Origin of the sequence: Acinetobacter amyesii, assembly GCF_023499985.1 — a bacterium.
Lineage (GTDB): Bacteria > Pseudomonadota > Gammaproteobacteria > Pseudomonadales > Moraxellaceae > Acinetobacter > Acinetobacter amyesii.
On record NZ_JAMCOU010000033.1, the window covers coordinates 104006 to 125940 of the forward strand.

Sequence of the window (21935 nt, forward strand, 5' to 3'; positions counted from 1 at the left end):
ATGTCTCCATCAACGCCTGCCGATCAAGCGAAAAAGCTCATTAAAGTGCCAGAAATGCGCCGTATTAAACACATCCATTTTATTGGGATTGGTGGTGCGGGCATGTGCGGTATTGCCGAAGTATTGAAAAACCAAGGCTATAAAGTTTCAGGTTCAGATATTAAAGCGTCGAAAACCACGGCTCAGCTTGAAGAAAATGGCATTCAAGTTTTCATTGGTCATGCTGCTGAAAATATTCAAGGCGCTAATGTAATCGTGGTATCAACAGCCATTGATTCTGAAAACCCGGAAGTGAAAGCGGCGATTGAAACCCGTACACCTGTCGTGCGTCGTGCAGAAATGTTGGGTGAATTAATGCGTTACCGTCATGGTATTGCCGTTGCGGGGACGCATGGTAAAACCACGACTACCAGTCTTGTGACCTGCATGTTGGCAGAAGAAAATCTGGACCCAACTTATGTCATTGGTGGTTTGTTAAATCGTACTGGTGTGAATGCTGCATTGGGTGCAAGCCGTTATATCGTGGCTGAAGCGGACGAATCAGATGCGTCATTCCTGCATTTACAGCCGATGGCAACGATTGTCACCAATATCGACGCTGACCATATGGATACCTATGGCGGTAGTTTCGATGTATTGAAAGATACCTTCGTACAATTCTTACAGCGCCTTCCATTTTACGGTTTAGCTGTGATGTGTGGTGATGATGCCAACATCCGTGAAATTATGCCGCGTATTGGTCGTCCTGTCGTGACGTATGGTTTCAATGAAGACAATGACATTCGTGCTGTTGATGTGGCTCAAGAAGGCATGCAATCACACTTTACCGTTTTGCGTAAAGACCGTGAGCCGTTACGTTTAACCATTAACTTGCCGGGTCTTCATAATATCTTAAATGCCTTGGCAGCGATTGGTATTGCAACGGATGAAGGTGTTTCTGATGCTGCGATTGCGCGTGCCTTAGAAAGCTTCAGTGGTGTAGGTCGTCGTTTCCAAGTACAAGGCGAATTTGAAGTTGAAGATGGCTTGGTGAAATTGGTCGATGACTATGGTCACCATCCAAAAGAAGTGGAAGCGACCATTAAAGCGGCACGTGCAAGTCATCCAGATCGTCGTTTGGTGATGATGTTCCAACCGCACCGTTTTAGCCGTACGCGTGACTGTTTTGATGACTTCGTCGATGTCTTGTCACAAGTCGATCAACTGTTGTTATTAGAAGTTTATCCAGCGGGTGAAAAGCCAATTGTGGGTGCGGATAGTCGTGCATTGGCTCGAAGCATTCGTCTACGTGGTGAAGTTGAGCCGATTCTCATCGATCCAGTAGAAGGCAACTTACAAGCAGTAATGAAAAAAGTGTTACAAGCAAATGACTTGTTATTAACACAGGGCGCAGGTAATGTTGGAGCAATCTCAATCGAACTTGCTCAAAACAATCTCTATGTAAAATGATTACCGCTTGGTGATCCAAAGTTTGTTTAAACCGTAGATAAAAGTTTAAGGATATAAACGTGTCAAATGCTTCAAAATTCGGCAAAGTTGCCGTGTTATTAGGTGGGAAATCTGCCGAACGTGAGGTTTCTCTCGATAGTGGTAAAGCTGTACTTGAAGCATTGGTGCGTTCGGGTGTAAATGCCGAAGCATTTGATCCGCAGCAACGCAGTGTGACTGAGTTGGTGGCTTATGACCGTGCATTTATCGTACTTCATGGTCGTGGTGGTGAAGATGGTCAAATTCAGGGTACTTTGGAATGGTTAAACATTCCGTACACTGGAACGGGCGTTCAAGGCTCGGCGATTGGTATGGATAAAGTCAAAACTAAACAAGTTTGGCAAGGTTCAGAACTACCGACAGCACCTTATCGTATTGTCAGCAAAGATTCAAATTTACAAGAAATTGTAGATTCAATTGGTTTGCCATTTATCATCAAGCCTGTGCATGAAGGTTCAAGCATTGGTATGAGCAAAGTTGAAAAAATTGAAGACTTTGCAACCGCAATTGCAAAAGCGACCCAGCATGATGCAGTCGTGATGGCTGAAAAATGGATTACCGGACGTGAATTTACCATTGTGATTTTAAATGGTCAGGCATTACCGGTGATCCGTTTGGAACCACCTGCAGATGTGGCTTTTTACGATTACGAAGCGAAATATAACCGTAACGATGTGCAATATGGTATTCCATGTGGCTTGACTGAAGATGAAGAAAAGCGTCTACAAGCTTTATCTTTACGCGCTTTCCAAGCGGTAGGTGCGAGTGGTTGGGGCCGTATTGACGCGATGCAAGATGCAGAAGGAAACTTCTGGTTACTTGAGGTAAATACTGTTCCGGGTATGACTAGTCATTCTCTAGTGCCAAAAGCTGCCAATGCTGTAGGCTATAGTTTTGATGATCTTTGTGTCGCGATTTTGGAACAAACCCTGACAGGTGCGGCACACTAAATTATGGCTCAACTTCCTGCGTCTATGCGCCGTAAACGTGCAGCAACGACATCGATACATGACAAACCACCGACACGTAAGGAAAAACTTACCAATGTGGGTGGATGGCTGTTGTTGTTTATTGCATGTGTGGTTTTGATTGCCGGAATTTGGGGGCTATATAAAGTCATGACGGATGCACGTGTGGCTGAACTTGATGTGGTGGGTGTGCGGAGCGCCCAAGAAAAACAACAAGTCATATCATACGTTTCACCGATGATGACTGAAAACTATTTTACCTCTGATTTACGTGTCATTCGTGACCGTACTTTAGAAATCTCTTGGGTCGATCGCGTGGTGGTATCGCGTGCTTGGCCAAATGCAATTCGTGTACGGGTGATGCCGCGTCAAGCGATTGCACGTTGGGGAACTGGGCGACTGTTAAGCGACAGTGGTGATGTATTTGCCGAATTAACCCCGACCAATCATCAGAATTTACCGTTATTGCATGGGCCGACGAGTCAGTCCAAAATGATGATGCGTCGCTATAATGAAATTAATCAACTATTTATACCTGTTGGCATTCGTTTAAAAGAATTATATTTAACCGAACGAATGACTTGGTTTATGCAGTTTGATTCAGGCTTACGCGTGATTGTCGATCAAGATCAGACCATGAGTAAGTTGCAGCGTTTAAGTTATCTCGCACACAGTGACTTAAAACCTGTATGGCCACGAATTTCTGCCATCGATTTGCGCTACCGAAATGGTTTAGCGATTCAATGGAAAAACTCTGTGCCAGCAAAGTCGGTAAATGGTCAGTTTGTTGTAACCAGTGATGACATAGGCATTGCGAATGCAGCGCCTGTAAAGCCATAATGATAGGTTTTATAAGTAGAGGCTTTAAGCCATAAATTAAACAAACATGTGAATGGTAGTAGTAAATAATGAATGAAGCTGTTCCCTCGGTTGTTGCGATTGACATTGGGACACACAAAGTTTCAGTTTTGATTGGTAAGGTACACGCGCCAGACAATATCCAAGTGGTAGGGATGGCGACCGCTCGTAACCGCGGCATGAATAAAGGGAAAATTGTCAGTCTCGATAAAGTTGTTACCGCAATTAAAAATGCAGTGCAGGAAGCGGAAGATATGGCGGAATGTCGTGTACATTCTGCGTGGATTTCCATTCCCAGTGCTGAACTAAAAAGTTTTTATGCCTCTGGTCGCACTCCAATTGAAAATAATGACCATGCGATTACCACCAATGAAGTGGTGCGTGCTTTAGAACTTGCCAAAGCCAGTCATTTAACGTCTGACCATTATTTGGTGAGTGCTGTACCTTTAGGTTTTGAACTAGATGATGAACCTGAATGGGTGTTGAACCCGATTCGCATGTCAGCACGGAGTATGACAGGACATTATCATTTGATGATGTTGCCAATCAGCACCATGCAGAATTTGGATCGTGCATTAAAAGGTGCCAATATTGGTGTTGAACGCATGGTCATTTCATCATTAGCAACTGCTGAAGCCAGTTTGCTTAAAGATGAAAAAGAATATGGTGTGTGCTTGGTTGATATTGGAGCTGGTACGACCAATATTGCGGTGTATTTAGATGGTCGCTTGGCGATGACACACACTTTGCAACGTGGCGGTGAGCATGTAACGCGTGATATTGCTGCTGTATTGCAAACCACAACAGAAGAAGCTGAACGTATTAAGCTGTTGTATGGTTGTGTTGATCTGAAAGTGGTTAAACCTGAAAGTATGATTCAGTTCCAAGGTATTGATGGTCCACAAACCATTAGCCGTATTGAACTGACCGAAATCATTATTGCGCGCTATGAAGAAATCTTTAATCAAGTGCGTAATGAGTTGGTGGATCATGGTGCGATTCATGGTTTATACCATGGTGTTGTACTCACAGGTGATGCCTGCCAAATTGAAGGGATGGTGACATTTGCGCGTCGGATGTTAGGTGTTTCTGCACATTTAGGTAATCCACCTATGCAAGTGTATGCTGATGATCAACAGCAAGCCGCTTTACGTCGTTCACAATACGCGACTGCCGCAGGTCTGTTAATTTTCAGTCAAAGTGAAACACAAGATACGATCGTTGAACCAGAAGATACGGAAAAACTTTCAGTATTAAATCGGGTAAAACGTGCATGGTCGGGCTTCAATGACACCTTGAAGTCGATCTTTTAAGTTGAAATATTTGGGAATATTGTTGGGAAGTTGTACGGATTATTGCTTGTACTTGACAAGCTGGAACTTGGACAGCATTCTAAAAAACAATTTTTATTAAGATCAAGGCAGTATACGGGCTGAAGTGTCTGCCAATTATGGATTAGGAATTTTTTAGGCATGGCCTCATTTGAATTTTTAGAAGATGATCAAAGCGACAGCAACGGTCAAGCCCGTTTCACAGTATTCGGTGTAGGTGGTGCTGGCGGTAACGCTGTGCAACACATGTTGGAATCAGATATCGAAGGTGTAAAATTTGTTTGTGCCAATACAGACAAACAGGCACTCGACCGCATGAATGCACAATTTAAAATCCAACTCGGTGAGCAAAGTACCCGTGGTTTGGGTGCAGGTGCAAATCCACAAGTGGGTCAAACTGCTGCTGAAGAAAGCCGTGAGTTGATTCGCCAACACCTTGAAGGTACGGACATGGTGTTTGTGACTGCAGGTATGGGTGGTGGTACAGGTACCGGTGCTGCGCCAGTTGTTGCTGAAATTGCCAAAGAAATGGGTATCTTAACTGTAGGTGTGGTGACGACTCCGTTTAACTTTGAAGGTAAACGTCGTCAGCAGTCTGCTGAGAAAGGTATTGAAGCACTTGAGCAACATGTTGATTCTCTGATTATTATTCCGAACCAACGTCTACTTAAAGTATTCCGCGATATTTCAATGAAAGATGCTTACAAAAAAGCAGACGACGTACTGTTAAATGCTGTACGTAGTATCTTTGATCTTGTTGTGCGTCCAGGTCATATCAACCTTGACTTCGCCGATTTGAAAACTGCAATGAGTACTCGTGGTTATGCAATGATGGGCGCAGGTTCTGGTCGTGGTGAAAACCGTGCACGTCAAGCAGCTGAACAAGCGATCCGTAGCCCATTGTTAGATAACGTGACGATCATGAATGCAAAAGGCATTTTGATTAACGTTACAGGTGGCGATGACGTAACCTTCGGTGAAATTGAAGAAATCACTGATGTGGTGAACCAAATTGTGGATCTTGATGAAGGTCAAGTATTCTACGGTACGGTATTTGATCCAGATGCACGTGATGAAATTAGCGTAACGGTGATCGCAACGGGTTTAACTCGTAATTCTGCCGATTCTGCTGAGCCAGTGAAACGCCCTGTCGCACAAGCAACGCGTACAGTCGCTTCTGCACAAGTACCTGTAGATGAAGATGATGTGCCAGCGATTCAACGTCAGCACAATGAAGCAGCAGCTCCAGCTGCGGCAGCGGCGTCAGCATCCAATTCACGCCCTACGCCAATGAGTATTCAAGACTATTTGAAAAATCAGCAACGTAAATAACATAAATTCAATGACTTAAGTGTCTGTTGATTACAAAAGGTAGCTGATCAGCTACCTTTTTGTTTTTTATCAATGGCTAAATATGCTAACGTATAGCGGTTTTGTGAACTGATGATAGAAGACACATGTTGAAACAACGTACCCTGAAACGCATCGTGAAAGCGAGTGGCATCGGACTGCATAGTGGGCAAAAAGTGATGATAAACTTTGTGCCACATCATGCCGATGGGGGGATTGTGTTTCGTCGTATCGACTTAAATCCACCGATTGATATTCCAGCCGATGCTATGCTGATTCAAGAAGCATTCATGTGTTCTAACTTGGTGCAAGAAAATGCCAAGGTGGGCACAATTGAGCACATTATGAGTGCGATTGCTGGTTTAGGGATTGATAACCTGATCGTGGAAGTGTCGGCGTCTGAAGTGCCCATTATGGATGGGAGTGCCGGCCCGTTCATTTATTTGCTTATGCAAGGTGAACTACAAGAACAAAATGCACCTAAAAAATTCATAAAAATACGCAAACCTGTCGAAGCACTGATCGATGATAAACGTGCTGCCTTTCAACCGCATGATGGTTTCCAATTAAATTTTACGATTGATTTTGACCATCCTGCATTTAAGAAAGAATTTCAGTCGGCAACTATCGACTTTTCAACCGAAACTTTTGTTTATGAAGTCAGTGAAGCGCGGACTTTTGGCTTTATGAAAGATTTGGATTACCTCAAAGCCAATAATTTGGCTTTAGGGGCAAGTCTCGAAAATGCCATTGGCGTAGATGATAATGGTGTGGTCAATGAAGAAGGTTTACGCTTCTCAGATGAGTTTGTTCGTCACAAAATATTAGATGCCGTGGGTGATTTATATTTGCTCGGTCATCAAATTATTGCGAAATATGATGCCTATAAGTCAGGTCATGCATTAAATAATCAGTTATTACGCAATGTCAAAAGTGATCCAGACAGCTATGAAATTGTAACATTTGATGACATTAAAGATTGCCCAATTAGTTATGTGAATGTGACATAAGTCATTGTCTTATAATAGTGATGTTATATTGTATCATTTGTAAGTGTTAAGTCTGTCACATTCTGAATATTCAAATTTATCTGTTACAACTCGGTGGTTACTTTTTATTGCTTGCCAAACGCAGCATTGCTTGGCTAAGCTTAGGGTCGCTCACAAAGTCAGCAGCATTACGGAGTAAATCCTGAGTTTCTGTACTGAGGGTTCTTGAAATTTTTTCAGGGGAATGGGGCGTTGGAGACGGAGTTCTCAGACGAACTTGAATCTTGTGTAAATCCTTGAATTCGTATATTTGTGATAACTGTGCAATATATTGCTTTTGTAAATAGGCCAACTGACTTATCAGTGCCTGATTTTCACCAGTTAATATAAGTACACCGTTTATATAACAAACGACTTGCCATTGATCCGGTTGGGGTAATAGCGGTTGGACAATTTTCGTAAGCTTCTGCCATGCAGCAACTTGCGTTGAGAGAAACGAAAAGTTTCCTGTTTTTATGTGTTTTCTTGTTGGTTGAAAGACGTTGACAGGTTCTGACATACATATTTCCTACATGTTTATGTCTTAATCTTATGCGCTCCTTTTGGCTGATATCAAGGACGAAATCACACAAGGAACAAAAGAGAACAGTTTATAGAGGTTTTTTATGCATTTACGACGTATTTTATTGGCGTTTTCATTGGCTGCTTCGGCCGCTTCAGTCGCTTTTGCAGATTTAGTTGAATTAAATCAAGCAGATTCATCATCAGATCGTATTGAACAGTTAACTCGCACTTTGTCTCAAGGTGCTTACTCTGAAAGCAATGATATTGATATTCCAGCAGAAACAAAGTTGAATGTTAAAATTCGTGAAAAATCAATTGAACTCAACAATGCGACAATCGCAAAAAAATACGGTTCAAGCAATTCCTCTAAAAACTATTCAGCAAGTTCAAATAATCCATATTCATGGTTAATTGCCCACCCACTTCCAGACATGAAGCGTGTAAGTTCAAACTATGGTGGTCGTACCATGGGTGGCCGTGCAGAAAATCATTCAGGTTTAGATCTTTCTGCGGCTAGTGGCACACCTATTTATGCAACGGGTCCAGGCATTGTAACAAAGTCAGGTTGGGGCACAGGTTATGGTCAATATGTTGAAATTAACCATGGTAATGGTTACCTGACACGTTATGCACATGCATCACGCTTAATTGCACGTGTAGGCGACCGTGTTGCTGCGGGTGAGCATATTGCTAACGTTGGTTGTACTGGTCGTTGTACTGGCCCACATTTACATTACGAAGTAGTGAAAGATGGTCAACGTAAAAATCCATCAACGTATTTAGCGATGTTACCATAAGCACATATAACATCTATATACGAAGCCATTGTCTGAACCTCTACAGACAATGGCTTTTTTATTTATCGCTAATAACTATAAAATTATCATTCTAAAAAATATTGTCTGTATGAAAAATGGCGAAAATTGACCCAAAAATGTAAATTTGTGTAATTGTTAATCAATAAGTATTTAGTAAATAAATAACAGAGCTATTTCGTATTCATCTGTGGCGATAACTGAGCCTAGCCAAAATATGGTACTAATAGAGCCATATATTTAGCACATAGGATAGGTGAAGTATGGCGTTTTATGGCGATACAGATGCGCAAGAAACCCAAGAATGGCAGGACGCATTTGATTCAGTTTTACAGCACATGGGAACTGACCGCGCTGCATTTTTGCTTGAAAAACTCTATCAACAAGCGATTGCTAAGCACGTCCCCATTCAGCGACTAAATACTCCTTACTTAAATACCATTTCAGTTGAAGAACAACCGCCTATGCCGGGTGATTCGGATATGGAGCGCCGTATTCGTGCGCTGATCCGCTGGAATGCCTTAGCGATGGTACTGCGTGCCAATAAAACAGGTGATGACTTAGGTGGTCACTTGGCAAGTTTTGCATCATCTGCAACTTTATATGACGTGGGCTTTAACCACTTCTTCCGTGCCAATAGCGACAGCTTTGGCGGTGACTTGATCTATTATCAAGGTCACTGTGCACCGGGTATCTATGCACGTTCGTTCTTAGAAGGTCGTTTGACTGAAGAGCACTTAAATAATTTCCGTCGTGAAGTTGGCGGTAAAGGTTTGCCTTCATACCCACATCCATATTTGATGCCAGATTATTGGCAGTTCCCAACCGTATCGATGGGTCTAGGTCCAATCATGTCGATCTATCAAGCACACATCCAAAAGTACTTGATGAATCGTGGCCTGATCAAAGAAGAAAACCGTAAAGTTTGGGCTTACCTAGGTGATGGTGAAATGGATGAACCTGAAAGTACAGGTGCCATTTCACTTGCAGGTCGTGAAAAGCTCGACAATCTGATTTGGGTCGTGAACTGTAACTTACAGCGTCTAGATGGCCCAGTTCGTGGTAATGGTAAAATTATTCAAGAACTTGAATCATTGTTCCGTGGTGCAGGCTGGCGCGTGATTAAGGTGGTATGGGGTCGTCATTGGGATCCGTTACTGGCAAAAGATGATTCAGGTGCCTTAAAAGCGGTGATGGAAGAAGCGGTTGATGGTGACTTCCAACGCTATCAAGTGAAAGGCGGTGCGTATACGCGTGCACATTTCTTTGGTAAGTATCCTGAAGCTGAAGAGTTGGTGCGCAACTTAAGCGATGAAGATATTGATAACCTGAACCGCGGTGGTCATGACCCATTCAAAGTGTATGCGGCTTATGCCGAAGCGATGAAGGAAACAGGTCAGCCAACAGTTATCTTGGCAAAAACAGTCAAAGGTTATGGTTTGTCGGAAGAGATTGAAGCAGTCAATAAGACGCATCAAATCAAGAAAATGCAGCTTGAGTCGTTGAAATACGTGCGTAACCGTTTCAACTTGCCATTTACCGATGAACAGCTTGAAGAAGTGCCATTCTATCGTCCGAGTGAAAACTCGCCTGAATTGAAATACATGAAGGCGCGTCGTGAGGCATTGGGTGGTTATTTACCTGCACGTCGTAAAGAAAGTGAACAGCTGGCGATTCCTGAATTGTCTGTGTTTGATGCGGTACTCAAAGGCAGTGGCGGTAAAGAGCAATCGACGACCATGTTGATGGTACGTTTGATTTCATCATTATTGAAAGAAAAAGCCATTAAAGATCGTGTCGTACCAATTGTGCCAGATGAAGCGCGTACTTTCGGTTTGGAAGGTATGTTCCGTCAGTTGGGGATCTATGCTGCGCATGGTCAAAAATATACCCCTGAAGACCAAGAACAGTTGATGCATTACCGTGAAGCCAAAGATGGTCACATGTTACAAGAAGGGATTAACGAAGCAGGTGCGATGAGTGCTTGGGCTGCGTTAGGGACCAGTTATTCGACCAATAACTTGCCAATGATTCCGATGTATATGTACTACTCGATGTTCGGTTTCCAACGTATTGGTGATATTGCATGGGCTGCAGGTGATGCGCAGGCGCAAGGTTTCTTGCTCGGTGCAACTGCGGGTCGTACAACACTGAACGGTGAAGGTTTACAGCACCAAGATGGTCATTCACATATCTTGGCAAATACGATTCCAAACTGTATCTCTTATGACCCATGTTTTGGTTATGAGCTGGCAGTGATCGTACATGATGGTTTAAAACGTATGTACGTGAACCAAGAGCGCGTGTTCTATTACTTAACAGTAATGAATGAAAACTACGAACACCCAGCTATTCCTGAAGGTGCTGAAGAAGGCATTAAACGTGGTATGTATCTCTTCGAAGAAGATGAGAAAGCAACGGTTCAGTTGATGGGTTCAGGTGTGATTCTGCGCGAAGTGATTAAAGCAGCGAAAATCCTTCGTGATGAATATCAAATTCATTCAAACGTGTGGAGCGTCACTAGCTTTAACGAATTAGCTCGTGATGGTATGGCGTGTGAAGAATACAACCGCTTACATCCGTTAGCTGAAGATACGAAAGAAGCTTGGGTCTCTCAATTACTTCGTGAAAAAGACGGTATTGTGGTGTCGGCAACCGATCACATGCGTGCATATAGCGAACAAATCCGTGCTTATCTTCCAGACAATCGTCCATTCGTTGCATTAGGTACAGATGGTTATGGTCGTTCAGATACACGTGGCAACTTACGTAGCTACTTTGGTGTCGATGCCGCACATATTGTGGTAGCAACATTGAAAAAACTCGCGGATGAAGGCGAAGTTGATGCACGTTTAGTTAAAGATGCCATCTCAAGCTTTGAACTAGATACTGACCGTCCAGTGGCATGGGCTCCGCAGGAAACGCCGGAACTGCATGCTGTGGCTGACTACAAAGAGGAGAACTAATCATGCAAATTACGACTCCTGATATTGGTGTAGATAAAGCAACGGTCGCTGAGATTTTAGTGAAAGTCGGCGACACCATTAGCGTCGATGACAGCATTGTGTTGTTAGAGTCTGATAAAGCCTCTGTTGAAGTGCCAAGCACTTCGGCAGGCGTGGTGAAAAGCATTGCAGTTAATCTGGGTGACAGTGTTGCTGAAGGTGCTGTGCTGATCGAGTTGGAAGCAGAAGGTCAAAGTGCTGTTACCGTTGAGCCAGTACAAAATGCAACTGAAGACCAAGCAGCAGAACCAACACCGGTTGTGGAAGCAGAACAAGCTGCAGCAGCACCTGTTGCAGCCAATGCTCCTCAGTCGCAAAGTGTCGATGTGCAAGTCCCTGATATTGGCGTAGAAAAAGCTACGGTAAGTGAAATTTTGGTCTCTGTTGGTGATGAGATTGATGTTGATCAAAGTATTATCGTGGTGGAATCAGACAAAGCGACAGTCGAAGTCCCAAGTACTGTATCAGGCCGTGTCGAATCGATCACGATCAGTGCTGGCGATGTAGTGAAAGAAGGTGTAGTGATTTTAACGGTGAAAACGGCGGCTTCATCTGCTGCGGTTAAATCGGCTGCTGTGCAAGAAACTGCACAGCCTGTTGCTGCACCTGTTGTTGCAGAAGCAACACCAGCGCCGTCTACGGCTGCAGCGTCTGGACCTGTTGAAATTGCAGTGCCTGACTTAGGTGTTGATAAAGCAGCAGTGGCTGAAATTTTAGTCGCTGTGGGTGATGTGGTTGAAAAAGACCAAAGCATCATCGTGGTGGAATCAGACAAAGCAACGGTAGAAGTGCCAAGCTCTACCGCTGGTAAAATCACCGCGATTCATGTTCAGTTAGGGCAAAGTGTCTCTGAAGGCGTCGCTTTAGTGACGATTGAAGCCGAAGGTCAAGCTGTTGCAGCACCTGCACCAGCGCCAGCAGCGAAACCTGCACCAGCTGTAGCACAGCCTGCGACAGTTGCACCTAAAGCTGAAAGCAAAGTTGAAGCAGCAGCACCGCAACCACAAGGCGCAGATAAGCTCACCAAAGAGCAAAATGCTGCCAATGCCAAAGTGTATGCAGGTCCGGCCGTTCGTAAGCTTGCACGTGAATTGGGTGTGGTTTTAGCAGAAGTCAAAGCATCTGGTCCGCATGAGCGTTTAATGAAAGAAGATTTATTCGCTTATGTAAAAACCCGTTTGACCACTCCGCAAGCTGCACCAGCAGCGCAAGCTGTGGCACAGGTTTCAGGTTTGCCGAAGTTGCCAAGTTTTGATGCTTTTGGTGGTGTCGAAGAGAAAGTTTTGACACGTTTACAACAAGTGTCGATTCCGCAATTGTCTTTAAACAACTTTATCCCGCAAGTGACGCAGTTCGATGCAGCGGATATTACTGATCTTGAAGCTTGGCGTAATGATTTAAAAGCTAACTTTAAGAAAGAAGGTATTGGCTTAACCATTATGGCTTTCATCATCAAAGCAGTGGCTTATTTGTTGAAAGAAGAGCGTGAATTTGCAGGTCATTTGTCTGATGATGGCAAGTCAGTATTGTTACGTAATGAAATCCATATGGGGATTGCCGTTGCCACGCCTGATGGTTTGACCGTGCCTGTACTGCGTAATCCAGATCAAAAATCCATTAAGCAGATTGCAATTGAGTTGGGTGAGCTGAGTCAAAAAGCACGTGACAAAAAATTGTCGCCGAAAGATTTACAAGGTGCGAACTTTACCATTACCAGTCTGGGTTCAATTGGTGGCACGGCATTTACACCGTTGGTCAACTGGCCACAGGTGGCGATTTTGGGTATTTCACCTGCAACCATGCAGCCAGTATGGAATGGTGAAAGCTTTGATCCACGTTTGATGCTGCCGCTGTCATTGTCATACGATCACCGTGTAATTAATGGAGCGGATGCTGCACGTTTTGCCAATAAACTGACGAAGCTGCTCAAAGATATCCGAACTTTATTGATCTAATATGACCTGTTTAAGTTTCAAAATGAACCCTGCTTTGGCAGGGTTTTTTTATGGCGTCGTGGTGGTGGACTGACAAAGCCAATCCGGAAGTTCAATGGGTGAAGGGTAGAGCTTTAATGCCGAGTTTGCGTTGAGGTTATAGGTGAGTGGAAGCGTACGATGTGGGTGCGCCGTCGACCAAAGCTTATGTCGTAAATGTTCAAAGCGTTGGAAGTCTTTTAAAAATAAGCCCCAAAACTTTTCATAATGCTCCAGTTCTTGCGCATGTTGATGCTGATAAGCATGTGTTTGACCTTGTTGGTGCTGAAAGTCATAGCCCATCAGCCAAATACGATGCGGTTGAAAGAGATGTGCGAGTGAATAGGCTTGAAGGCCGCAATTATTACCATAAACAAAGTACGGTGAATGAAATAACTCCGCTTGCGTATCGATGCGCACGGTTTTGAAGTTAATCACTTCATGTTCAGGATATGGCCGGTTGTGACCTAAACCACATCCGCTAATGATCTCACCTCGAAAGGATGCTTTGAGCATGGGTTGATAGTGTAACCACCACGCATAATCTGAATGATGGGCAATTTGAGCCTGAGGAAGTTGAAGAAAACTTTGATTACAGCAAATGATTAGCAGCTTTTTTGAGGGCTGAATGGTGGTTAAGTCGAAATTGAGCTGAGATGGACCACCTGCAATGATTAATACATCCTGCACATGCATATAGTGTTGAATAAATTCTTGAAATTTTTGATTATTGTTTTGCATATCAAATTGAGTCATCGAAAATTAAAATTGCGAAGACATGCATTCCTCGCTAGAATAGCATTACTTCATTGGGGAGTAGCCGCTTTTTACGCAAAGTAAAAAGGTGATGGTCAACATATTTGCTCTAAAACGAGCATGGTCATCATAGCAAAGAACCAAATGAGCTCTTCGTAGCTTTCTTTTGTTGGCAAGACCTTTGATTTATCACTCTGCACATTGGCTAGCAGGAGGGATAAGTCATCGGTATATGTTATTGCTAGCCAGAGAAATGCACCATGTTAACCGCTTTCTTCATTTCCCTTGCTGTTGTTGCCCTGTCAGAAATGGGTGATAAAACACAATTACTTGCCTTACTGCTTGCTGCACGTTTTCGTAAACCCGTTCCGATCTTAATTGCAATTTTCCTCGCGACTGTGGTGAACCACGGGGTTTCTGCTGTGCTGGGTCAATGGATTACCACCGTTTTAAGCCCAATCGTTTTATTGTGGATCGTTTCTCTGGGCTTTATTGCTATGGCGGTGTGGATGTTGATCCCCGATCAATTGGATGATGAATCTGAAAGTATCAATAAGTGGAAAAAATATGGGGTTTTCGGCGCCACTTTCGTTTTGTTCTTCTTGGCTGAAATTGGAGATAAAACCCAAATTGCCACTGTAGCACTGGCTGCACGCTTTGACAGTATTGGCTGGGTGACTTTGGGGACGACATTAGGCATCATGTTGGTTAATGCGCCTGCGGTATTTATTGGCAACAAACTAGCTGAAAAACTACCGATTTCACTGATTCATAAAATTGGCGCCCTAGTATTCTTGGTGATTGGTTTGGCTGCGTTGGCACAACACTATTTATTTTAAATACTAATCTCACCATATTAAAAATACATGAAATCCTGAGTTAAAAACTCAGGATTATTTGCCAATAAATGAGACCCAATTCACTGATATTTCAGATAATATTGACTGAATATTTATTGTAAGTTTCCCTAAATAAATATATGTTATTCACCTATAGAATATATATTTTTTGATAAAAAATTTGGGGAATGGGAATGGCTTTCGAACGCACAACATCACAGGTACTTTATGATGATGGAAAGCATAAATGTATTAGCTTTACCAGCTTGGTAAAAGGCGAGGGCGTACAGGCGAACCAGTTCCTGATTTTGGATAATGAGCGCGCAGCAGTGCTCGATCCGGGTGGTGACTTGACCTATGTCCCACTGACTATGGAACTGAATAAATATACCCGTTTGACCAATCTTGACTATGTGATGGCCTCGCATCAGGACCCTGACATTATTACTTCGATGCCACGTTGGTTGGTTTATACCGACGCCAAAGTGGTGGCATCTAAACTGTGGGCGCGTTTCTTACCACATTTAAACTCTGCATTCATGAGTGACCGCATGAAAGGCAACTGGTTGGATCGTCTGATCGAACTGCCAGATCATGGTCAGGTGATTCCATTAGGCAACAGTCATTTGGTGGCTGTTCCTGCACACTTCCTACATTCAGTTGGTAACTTCCAATTTTATGACCCGATTGCCAAAATTTTATTCTCAGGGGATATGGGCGCATCTATGGTGGATGATGCCTCTAAACCTTTAGAAAATTTTGCCGCTCATATTCCTAAAATGAAAGGCTTCCATCAGCGCTACATGTGTTCAAACAAAGTGATCCGTCTTTGGGTCAACATGGTACGGACGATGGATGTGGAAATGATCGTACCGCAGCACGGCACGCCATTTATTGGTAAAGAACAGATCAATCAATTCTTAGATTGGATCGAAACCTTGCAGTGTGGTGTCGATTTAATGGATGAAACAGTCTTTACTTGCCCAGTATAATGACTTGAAAATTCAGAAAAAATAATTGAGTTTGCAGATAACATTTTTTAATATTTTTCGTCCATAAAATAAGCTTTTAGATGACGAGAATAGATAAAAATGTTGTCTCAAATACCGACTCAGGATGCATGTTTAACCTGTGGAGCATGTTGTGCTCACTATCGCGTTTCTTTTTATTGGGCAGAAGGGCTAAATATGCCTGAACATTATACGGAACCTGTGACATCGGTGTATTCATGTATGGTGGGTACGAATCAGGCAAATCCACGTTGTATTGCTTTGGGTGGAGAAGTAGGCAAACAGGTGAGTTGTAACATGTATGAGGCACGTAGTTCATCTTGTAAAGAAGTTCAAATCGCCGATGAGCAATGTAATAAAGCACGCATCGCGCATCAAATGATTCCATTGATCAGTATTCCACTGCATGACGCTGAAAATGACGAAGATTTCGATCAAGTCAGTTAAGGCTTTATTTCCAGAATAAATTTATTGAAATCTAAGAGGTAGAATCTTCGGATTCTGCCTGTATTGCACTGGATGCTGACCAACCCCCAGAGTATTCTTGCTGAAAACAGCATATTCGCTGGTTAATATTGAAAACTCCGTAAAGAATTGCCGCAATTAAAATGAAAATTGAACGGAAATTTGTATATAATGGCTCACGGAAATTACCAGCGAGACTGTTATGTTGACCATCGTTCAAGAAGCCCTAACCTTTGATGATGTCTTATTACTCCCTGCCTATTCTACTGTTCTCCCAAAAGATGTCTCTCTTAAGACACGTTTCACACGTGGCATCAATTTGAATATTCCACTTGTTTCTGCTGCAATGGATACTGTGACTGAATCACGTATGGCGATTGCAATGGCGCAAAACGGTGGTATCGGTATCCTGCATAAAAACATGGATATTGCTGCACAAGCTGCAGAAGTTCGCCGCGTGAAAAAATTTGAAGCAGGTATGGTGAAAGACCCAATTACCGTTACACCCGAAACGACTGTACGTGAGCTGATTGCTTTAACTCAAGCAAATAACATCAGCGGTGTACCAGTGGTGAAAGACGGTCAAGTGGTGGGTATTGTTACTGGTCGTGACACTCGTTTTGAAACCAATCTTGAGCAACCTGTTAGTAACATCATGACAGGTCATGATCGTTTGGTGACTGTTCGTGAAAACGAATCAAAAGAAAACATCCAAGCATTACTTCAAAAGCACCGTATTGAAAAAGTCCTTGTTGTAAATGACAACAACGAACTGAAAGGTTTAATCACGGTTACTGATTTCCGTAAAGCTGAAAACTATCCAAACAGCTGCAAAGATGACTTAGGTCGTTTACGCGTTGGTGCTGCAGTTGGTACAGGTGCAGAAACACCAAGCCGTGTAGAAGCATTGGTGGAAGCGGGTGTTGATGCGATTGTTGTTGATACAGCACATGGTCACTCTGCAGGTGTAATTGAACGTGTACGTTGGGTTAAAGCCAACTATCCACAAGTTCAAGTGATTGGCGGTAACATCGCGACTGGTGATGCAGCTCTTGCATTATTAGATGCTGGCGCAGATGCAGTGAAAGTGGGTATTGGCCCGGGTTCAATCTGTACTACACGTATTGTGGCTGGTATTGGTATGCCGCAAATCTCTGCGATTGACAGCGTTGCCAATGCACTAAAAGATCAAATTCCATTGATCGCAGACGGTGGTATCCGTTTCTCTGGTGATATGGCAAAAGCGATTGGTGCAGGCGCGAGTACCATCATGGTAGGTTCATTGATGGCGGGTACAGAAGAAGCACCGGGCGAAGTTGAATTCTTCCAAGGTCGTTACTACAAAGCCTATCGTGGTATGGGTTCATTGGGTGCGATGGCAGGTGCAACAGGTTCTGCTGACCGTTATTTCCAAGACTCAAAAGCAGGCGCTGAAAAACTTGTACCAGAAGGTATTGAGGGTCGCGTACCTTACAAAGGCCCAATGGGTAACATCGTTCATCAAATGATGGGTGGTTTACGTTCATCTATGGGTTATACCGGTTCTGCGGTGATCGATGACTTACGTAAAAATGCACAGTTTGTCAAAATTACTGCGGCAGGTATGTCTGAATCTCACGTACATGACGTGACTATTACTAAAGAAGCACCAAACTACCGTGTTGGTTGATATTTAGTAGCTTTTAGCCGAAAAGGCCGTCATTAATATGACGGCCTTTTTGTTTTTGGTGTAAAGTATTTGCAGTAAAAAGTGATGATTAAGATCACCATTAAGAAGTGAGTACAACATGAGTTATTTTGGTACAGATGGCATTCGTGGCAAATTCGGTGAATTGCCTATTACCCCTGAATTTGCATTAAAACTAGGATTTGCCGCAGGTAAAGTATTAAAACAATACAGTAAAAAAGCAAAGCCCATCGTTGTACTAGGTAAAGATACCCGATTATCGGGCTATATTTTAGAGTCAGCATTACAAGCCGGTTTAAACGCAGCAGGTGTTTATGTTCACTTGTTGGGTCCATTACCTACACCCGCAATTGCCCATTTAACTCGTGCATTACATGCCAGCTTAGGCATCGTGATCTCGGCGTCGCATAACCCTTATTTTGATAATGGCATTAAGTTCTTCTCGAGCGAAGGTAAAAAATTGCCGGATGAAATTCAAGAAGCCATAAACAAAGAACTTGAAAATGACTTGGTGATCGAAGACCCTGCAAACTTAGGTAAAAGTGTGCGTGTAAAAGATGCCAATGGTCGTTATATCGAGTTTTGTAAATCAACCTTCCCGTACCATTTTGACCTGACAGGCTTAAAAATTGTGGTGGACTGTGCCAATGGTGCAGCCTATAGCGTCGGCCCTTCGGTGTATCGTGAACTGGGTGCAAAAGTGATTGCGCTGTTTAACGAACCGGATGGTTTAAACATCAATAAAGACTGTGGTTCGACGCATCCTGAATTTTTACAAAAAGCCGTTGTTGAACATCAGGCGGATTTAGGGATTGCTTTTGACGGTGATGCCGACCGTGTGATTATGGTGGATAAAAACGGTCAGCAAATTACTGGTGACCATATTCTCTATATTTTAGCCACTCAAGCGAGTCAAAAACCTGCGGGTATCGTGGGTACGGTAATGAGCAATATGGCGCTTGAAATTGCTTTAGATCAAGCCAATGTGCCTTTGCTTCGTGCCAAAGTTGGTGACCGCTATGTTCTACAAGGCCTAGAAGAAAAGGGCTGGGTAACGGGCGGTGAACCATCAGGTCATATCTTGACTTTGGACAAGAGCACCACAGGTGATGCGATCATTGCTTCACTTCAGGTATTAACGGTGATGGTTGAGCAAGGTAAAGCTTTGCATGAATTGGTGGAAGGGTTTGAGTTATTACCAAATGTCTTGGTGAATGTTCGCTTGGCTGCGATGTTTGATCCCTACGCCGTACCTGCACTGGTGAGCGAGTTTGAAAAAGCTGAAGCTCAGCTTAAAGGGCGTGGTCGCATCTTGATTCGTAAATCAGGCACAGAGCCGGTCATTCGTGTCATGGTTGAAGGTAATGACCTTGAAGAAGTCACCGCATTGGCAAATCATTTGGCCGATGCTGTTCGTGCCAATGCAGCTTAAATCAAGAGGGGAAATTGCATGAATGATGTGATTAAGGACTTAAGTGAACTGCGTTTAACTTATCAAAAAGGTGAGTTGCATGAAGATCAGGTGAACCGTGATCCACATGAGCAGTTTTTATTATGGTTTAACCATGCCTTAGAAGCACAATTGCATGAACCCTATGCTATGTCTTTAGCTACGGCAAATGCCCAAGGTCGTCCGCACGTGCGGACGGTCTTGTTGCGCGGTGCGACCCATGCAGGTTATGACTTCTACACCAACTATGACAGTCAAAAAGGCAATGATCTGCTCGATAATCCTTATGCAGAATTATTGTTTTATTGGCAAGAGCAGGAACGTCAAATTCGGGTCAGTGGTCGTGTGGAAAAGATATCTCTCGAAGAATCGACAGATTATTACCATAAGCGACCGCGTGATAGCCAAATTGCAGCGCACGTTAGTACTCCACAAAGTGGTGTTATCGCTAGTCGTGAAGAATTACAACAGCGTTTCCAAAATTTGCATGATCAAGTGGAAAGCAAAGACGTTTTGGAGAAACCTGAGTTTTGGGGCGGCTATCGTTTAGTTCCGGATTATTATGAATTTTGGCAAGGCCGTCCGAATCGTTTACATGACCGCTTGAGTTATAAACTACAGGATGGTCAATGGGTTTTACAGCGACTGATGCCATAAATGTCTAAACTTTTAATTCAACAAAGACCCTATTTGACGCGCCCTGAAGATATTCAGGGTGTTGCCCCGTTTATTGCTGATTTATTGGCACGTCGCGGGGTTTCTTCCGCACAAGAGCTGGAATTGAAGCTTAAGCACTTACATGCGCCAAACTTAAAAGGTTTAGAGCAAGCGATTGAAATAATCGATCAAGCAATTGATACTCAAAAGAAAATCGTCATTGTTGGTGATTATGATGCCGACGGTGCGACCAGTACTGCATTGATGGTCTTGGCACTACGTGATATGGGCGCGGATGTTGAATATCTGGTTCCAGATCGTTTCAAATATGGTTATGGTCTGACACCTGCCATTGCTGATTTGGCCTTCGTGAGCTTTACTCCAGATGTGCTGATTACGGTCGATAATGGTATTTCGAGCCATGCTGGTGTAGCACAGGCACAGGCGCATGGTATGCAGGTGATCATTACCGACCATCACCTGACCACAAAGGAAACACCACAAGCAGAAGCGGTGGTAAATCCCAATCAATTGGGATGTGAATTTCCAAGTAAAGCCTTGGCTGGCGTAGGTGTTGCATTTTATGTGTTGGCAAATTTGGCCAGTATGCGCAAAAAAAATGCTAAATCCACAGCCAACCTCAGCCAATATTTGGATTTGGTGGCCTTAGGTACTTATGCCGATGTTGCAAGTCTAGATCTGAATAATCGGATTTTGATCGATGCTGGTTTGAAGCGGATACAGCAAGGATTATGTCGTCCAGGAATCAGTGCATTATTGGATATCGCCGGCCGTGATCCTGCACAGTTAAAAGCACAGGACTTGGGCTTTGTAGTCGGCCCGCGACTCAATGCAGCTGGGCGTATGGACACTATGGATGTTGGGATTGAGTGTCTGATTGCGGCAGATTTAAGTACGGCTTATCCGATTGCGCAGCAGTTGAATCAACTCAATATTGAAAGACGCCAAGTCGAAGGGCAGATTAAACAGGAAGCTCTGGCTGAGTTAGAACATATTCAGCTTGATCAGGATAACTTACCTGCAGCCTTGATCATGTTTGAACAGCATTGGCATCAAGGGGTGATTGGGATCGTTGCAGGGCGTTTGAAAGAACAATTCCATAGACCTGCAATCGTCTTTGCCGCAGATGAGGATGGCGTACATATTAAAGGCTCTGCGCGTTCTATCGAAGGTATTCATATTCGAGACAGTATTGAGCGTATTGCTGAATTACATCCGCATTTGGTGAGTCATTTTGGTGGACATGCTGCCGCAGCAGGACTAACCATTCAAAAGCAGCATTTTTCTGAATTTAAAACCGCTTTTGAAGCACTCATCGCTGCGCAAGATGAAAATTTATTTCAGGCCACTATTTGGACAGATGGCGAATTGCCCGATTCGGCCATTAATGCCGAAACCGTCGATCTTTTGCAAAATTTAAGTCCATGGGGACAAAAATTCCCTGCACCGGTCTATGAAGGCCTATTTAAAGTTTTAGATTATCGTTGGTTGAAAGATGTGCATCTGAAATTAAAACTTGCTTTAGATAATGGCTTAATGGTGGACGCAATTGCATTTAATGCGGCAGAAAAATATGAATTTAATCCTATGCAAGATAAAATCCGCTTGGTCTACGAACTCGATAAAAATGAATTTAGAGGAAATGTCAGTGTTCAATTGAGAGTTCTACACTTGGCTCAATAAATTCCATTTTTACAGGCAAATAAAAA

18 protein-coding genes and 1 riboswitch are annotated in these 21935 nt (G+C 43.3%); of the genes, 16 read left to right on the forward strand and 2 right to left on the reverse strand.

Going from position 1 to position 21935, the window contains the following annotated elements:
* The 6 genes from murC (at window position 1) to lpxC (ending at window position 7005) form a co-directional block, all read left to right on the forward strand.
* Entirely contained in the window at window positions 1–1449 is a 1449-nt protein-coding gene (gene murC, locus M5F03_RS12005; RefSeq protein WP_078190576.1) for a UDP-N-acetylmuramate--L-alanine ligase, read from the forward strand.
* A 59-nt stretch (window positions 1450–1508) separates the two neighbouring features.
* Complete coding sequence (locus tag M5F03_RS12010) at window positions 1509–2438, forward strand: D-alanine--D-alanine ligase (RefSeq protein WP_249708436.1); 930 nt, start codon at window positions 1509–1511, stop codon at window positions 2436–2438.
* Between the two features lie 3 nt (window positions 2439–2441).
* Window positions 2442–3296: a cell division protein FtsQ/DivIB gene (locus tag M5F03_RS12015; protein WP_078193218.1), complete on the forward strand. Its 855-nt coding sequence runs from the start codon at window positions 2442–2444 to the stop codon at window positions 3294–3296.
* A gap of 68 nt (window positions 3297–3364) precedes the next feature.
* Complete coding sequence (gene ftsA / locus M5F03_RS12020) at window positions 3365–4627, forward strand: cell division protein FtsA (RefSeq protein ID WP_111884462.1); 1263 nt, start codon at window positions 3365–3367, stop codon at window positions 4625–4627.
* 159 nt (window positions 4628–4786) lie between these two features.
* Window positions 4787–5977 (forward strand): cell division protein FtsZ, encoded by a 1191-nt coding sequence (gene ftsZ, locus M5F03_RS12025; protein ID WP_078193216.1) that lies wholly within the window; start codon window positions 4787–4789, stop codon window positions 5975–5977.
* A gap of 125 nt (window positions 5978–6102) precedes the next feature.
* A complete protein-coding gene (gene lpxC, locus M5F03_RS12030; RefSeq protein WP_078193215.1) occupies window positions 6103–7005 on the forward strand; it encodes a UDP-3-O-acyl-N-acetylglucosamine deacetylase in 903 nt (300 codons plus the stop codon).
* Window positions 7006–7102: 97 nt separating this feature from the next.
* Here the strand turns inward: lpxC and M5F03_RS12035 are convergent, their stop codons facing one another.
* Window positions 7103–7543: a DciA family protein gene (locus M5F03_RS12035; RefSeq protein WP_111884464.1), complete on the reverse strand. Its 441-nt coding sequence runs from the start codon at window positions 7541–7543 to the stop codon at window positions 7103–7105.
* A gap of 106 nt (window positions 7544–7649) precedes the next feature.
* Here M5F03_RS12035 and M5F03_RS12040 point away from each other — a divergent pair, with 106 nt between their 5' ends.
* The 3 genes from M5F03_RS12040 to M5F03_RS12050 all read left to right on the forward strand — a co-directional run bounded on the left by M5F03_RS12040 (window position 7650) and on the right by M5F03_RS12050 (window position 13323).
* The gene (locus M5F03_RS12040; protein WP_078193213.1) at window positions 7650–8345 is read left to right on the forward strand and encodes a M23 family metallopeptidase; all 696 of its coding nucleotides are present in this window, start codon (window positions 7650–7652) and stop codon (window positions 8343–8345) included.
* Between the two features lie 281 nt (window positions 8346–8626).
* A complete protein-coding gene (aceE, locus tag M5F03_RS12045) occupies window positions 8627–11329 on the forward strand; it encodes a pyruvate dehydrogenase (acetyl-transferring), homodimeric type (RefSeq protein ID WP_249680355.1) in 2703 nt (900 codons plus the stop codon).
* Between the two features lie 2 nt (window positions 11330–11331).
* Complete coding sequence (locus M5F03_RS12050; RefSeq protein ID WP_249708437.1) at window positions 11332–13323, forward strand: 2-oxo acid dehydrogenase subunit E2; 1992 nt, start codon at window positions 11332–11334, stop codon at window positions 13321–13323.
* Window positions 13324–13371: 48 nt separating this feature from the next.
* Here the strand turns inward: M5F03_RS12050 and M5F03_RS12055 are convergent, their stop codons facing one another.
* Window positions 13372–14082, reverse strand: coding sequence for a methyltransferase type 11 (locus M5F03_RS12055; protein WP_249708438.1), 711 nt, complete (start codon window positions 14080–14082; stop codon window positions 13372–13374).
* Between the two features lie 58 nt (window positions 14083–14140).
* A riboswitch (yybP-ykoY riboswitch) is annotated at window positions 14141–14284 on the forward strand.
* A gap of 73 nt (window positions 14285–14357) precedes the next feature.
* Between M5F03_RS12055 and M5F03_RS12060 the strand changes: the two genes are divergently transcribed.
* The 7 genes from M5F03_RS12060 to recJ all read left to right on the forward strand — a co-directional run bounded on the left by M5F03_RS12060 (window position 14358) and on the right by recJ (window position 21909).
* Window positions 14358–14936, forward strand: coding sequence for a TMEM165/GDT1 family protein (locus tag M5F03_RS12060; RefSeq protein WP_249708439.1), 579 nt, complete (start codon window positions 14358–14360; stop codon window positions 14934–14936).
* Between the two features lie 194 nt (window positions 14937–15130).
* Window positions 15131–15928 (forward strand): oxygen-binding di-iron domain-containing protein, encoded by a 798-nt coding sequence (locus M5F03_RS12065; protein WP_078190564.1) that lies wholly within the window; start codon window positions 15131–15133, stop codon window positions 15926–15928.
* 99 nt (window positions 15929–16027) lie between these two features.
* Complete coding sequence (locus M5F03_RS12070; RefSeq protein WP_078193208.1) at window positions 16028–16393, forward strand: YkgJ family cysteine cluster protein; 366 nt, start codon at window positions 16028–16030, stop codon at window positions 16391–16393.
* Window positions 16394–16613: 220 nt separating this feature from the next.
* Entirely contained in the window at window positions 16614–18080 is a 1467-nt protein-coding gene (gene guaB / locus M5F03_RS12075) for an IMP dehydrogenase (protein WP_078190562.1), read from the forward strand.
* 118 nt (window positions 18081–18198) lie between these two features.
* On the forward strand, window positions 18199–19530 hold the full coding sequence (gene glmM / locus M5F03_RS12080) for a phosphoglucosamine mutase (protein ID WP_078190561.1): 1332 nt from the start codon (window positions 18199–18201) through the stop codon (window positions 19528–19530).
* An 18-nt stretch (window positions 19531–19548) separates the two neighbouring features.
* Window positions 19549–20205, forward strand: a complete 657-nt coding sequence (gene pdxH / locus M5F03_RS12085; protein WP_249680358.1) for a pyridoxamine 5'-phosphate oxidase — start codon at window positions 19549–19551, stop codon at window positions 20203–20205.
* On the forward strand, window positions 20206–21909 hold the full coding sequence (gene recJ, locus M5F03_RS12090) for a single-stranded-DNA-specific exonuclease RecJ (protein ID WP_249708440.1): 1704 nt from the start codon (window positions 20206–20208) through the stop codon (window positions 21907–21909). It abuts the gene before it with no gap.
* The last annotated feature ends 26 nt before the right edge of the window (window positions 21910–21935 follow it).

Coding starts and splice junctions, on each gene's coding strand:
- lpxC (WP_078193215.1), top strand. CDS start 6,103: ATGTTGAAACAACGTACCCTGAAACGCATCGTGAAAGCGAGTGGCATC.
- ftsA (WP_111884462.1), top strand. CDS start 3,365: ATGAATGAAGCTGTTCCCTCGGTTGTTGCGATTGACATTGGGACACAC.
- aceE (WP_249680355.1), top strand. CDS start 8,627: ATGGCGTTTTATGGCGATACAGATGCGCAAGAAACCCAAGAATGGCAG.
- M5F03_RS12070 (WP_078193208.1), top strand. CDS start 16,028: ATGTTGTCTCAAATACCGACTCAGGATGCATGTTTAACCTGTGGAGCA.
- pdxH (WP_249680358.1), top strand. CDS start 19,549: ATGAATGATGTGATTAAGGACTTAAGTGAACTGCGTTTAACTTATCAA.
- M5F03_RS12035 (WP_111884464.1), bottom strand. CDS start 7,543: ATGTCAGAACCTGTCAACGTCTTTCAACCAACAAGAAAACACATAAAA.
- glmM (WP_078190561.1), top strand. CDS start 18,199: ATGAGTTATTTTGGTACAGATGGCATTCGTGGCAAATTCGGTGAATTG.
- ftsZ (WP_078193216.1), top strand. CDS start 4,787: ATGGCCTCATTTGAATTTTTAGAAGATGATCAAAGCGACAGCAACGGT.
- M5F03_RS12015 (WP_078193218.1), top strand. CDS start 2,442: ATGGCTCAACTTCCTGCGTCTATGCGCCGTAAACGTGCAGCAACGACA.
- M5F03_RS12065 (WP_078190564.1), top strand. CDS start 15,131: ATGGCTTTCGAACGCACAACATCACAGGTACTTTATGATGATGGAAAG.
- guaB (WP_078190562.1), top strand. CDS start 16,614: ATGTTGACCATCGTTCAAGAAGCCCTAACCTTTGATGATGTCTTATTA.
- recJ (WP_249708440.1), top strand. CDS start 20,206: ATGTCTAAACTTTTAATTCAACAAAGACCCTATTTGACGCGCCCTGAA.
- murC (WP_078190576.1), top strand. CDS start 1: ATGTCTCCATCAACGCCTGCCGATCAAGCGAAAAAGCTCATTAAAGTG.
- M5F03_RS12040 (WP_078193213.1), top strand. CDS start 7,650: ATGCATTTACGACGTATTTTATTGGCGTTTTCATTGGCTGCTTCGGCC.
- M5F03_RS12060 (WP_249708439.1), top strand. CDS start 14,358: ATGTTAACCGCTTTCTTCATTTCCCTTGCTGTTGTTGCCCTGTCAGAA.
- M5F03_RS12050 (WP_249708437.1), top strand. CDS start 11,332: ATGCAAATTACGACTCCTGATATTGGTGTAGATAAAGCAACGGTCGCT.
- M5F03_RS12055 (WP_249708438.1), bottom strand. CDS start 14,082: ATGCAAAACAATAATCAAAAATTTCAAGAATTTATTCAACACTATATG.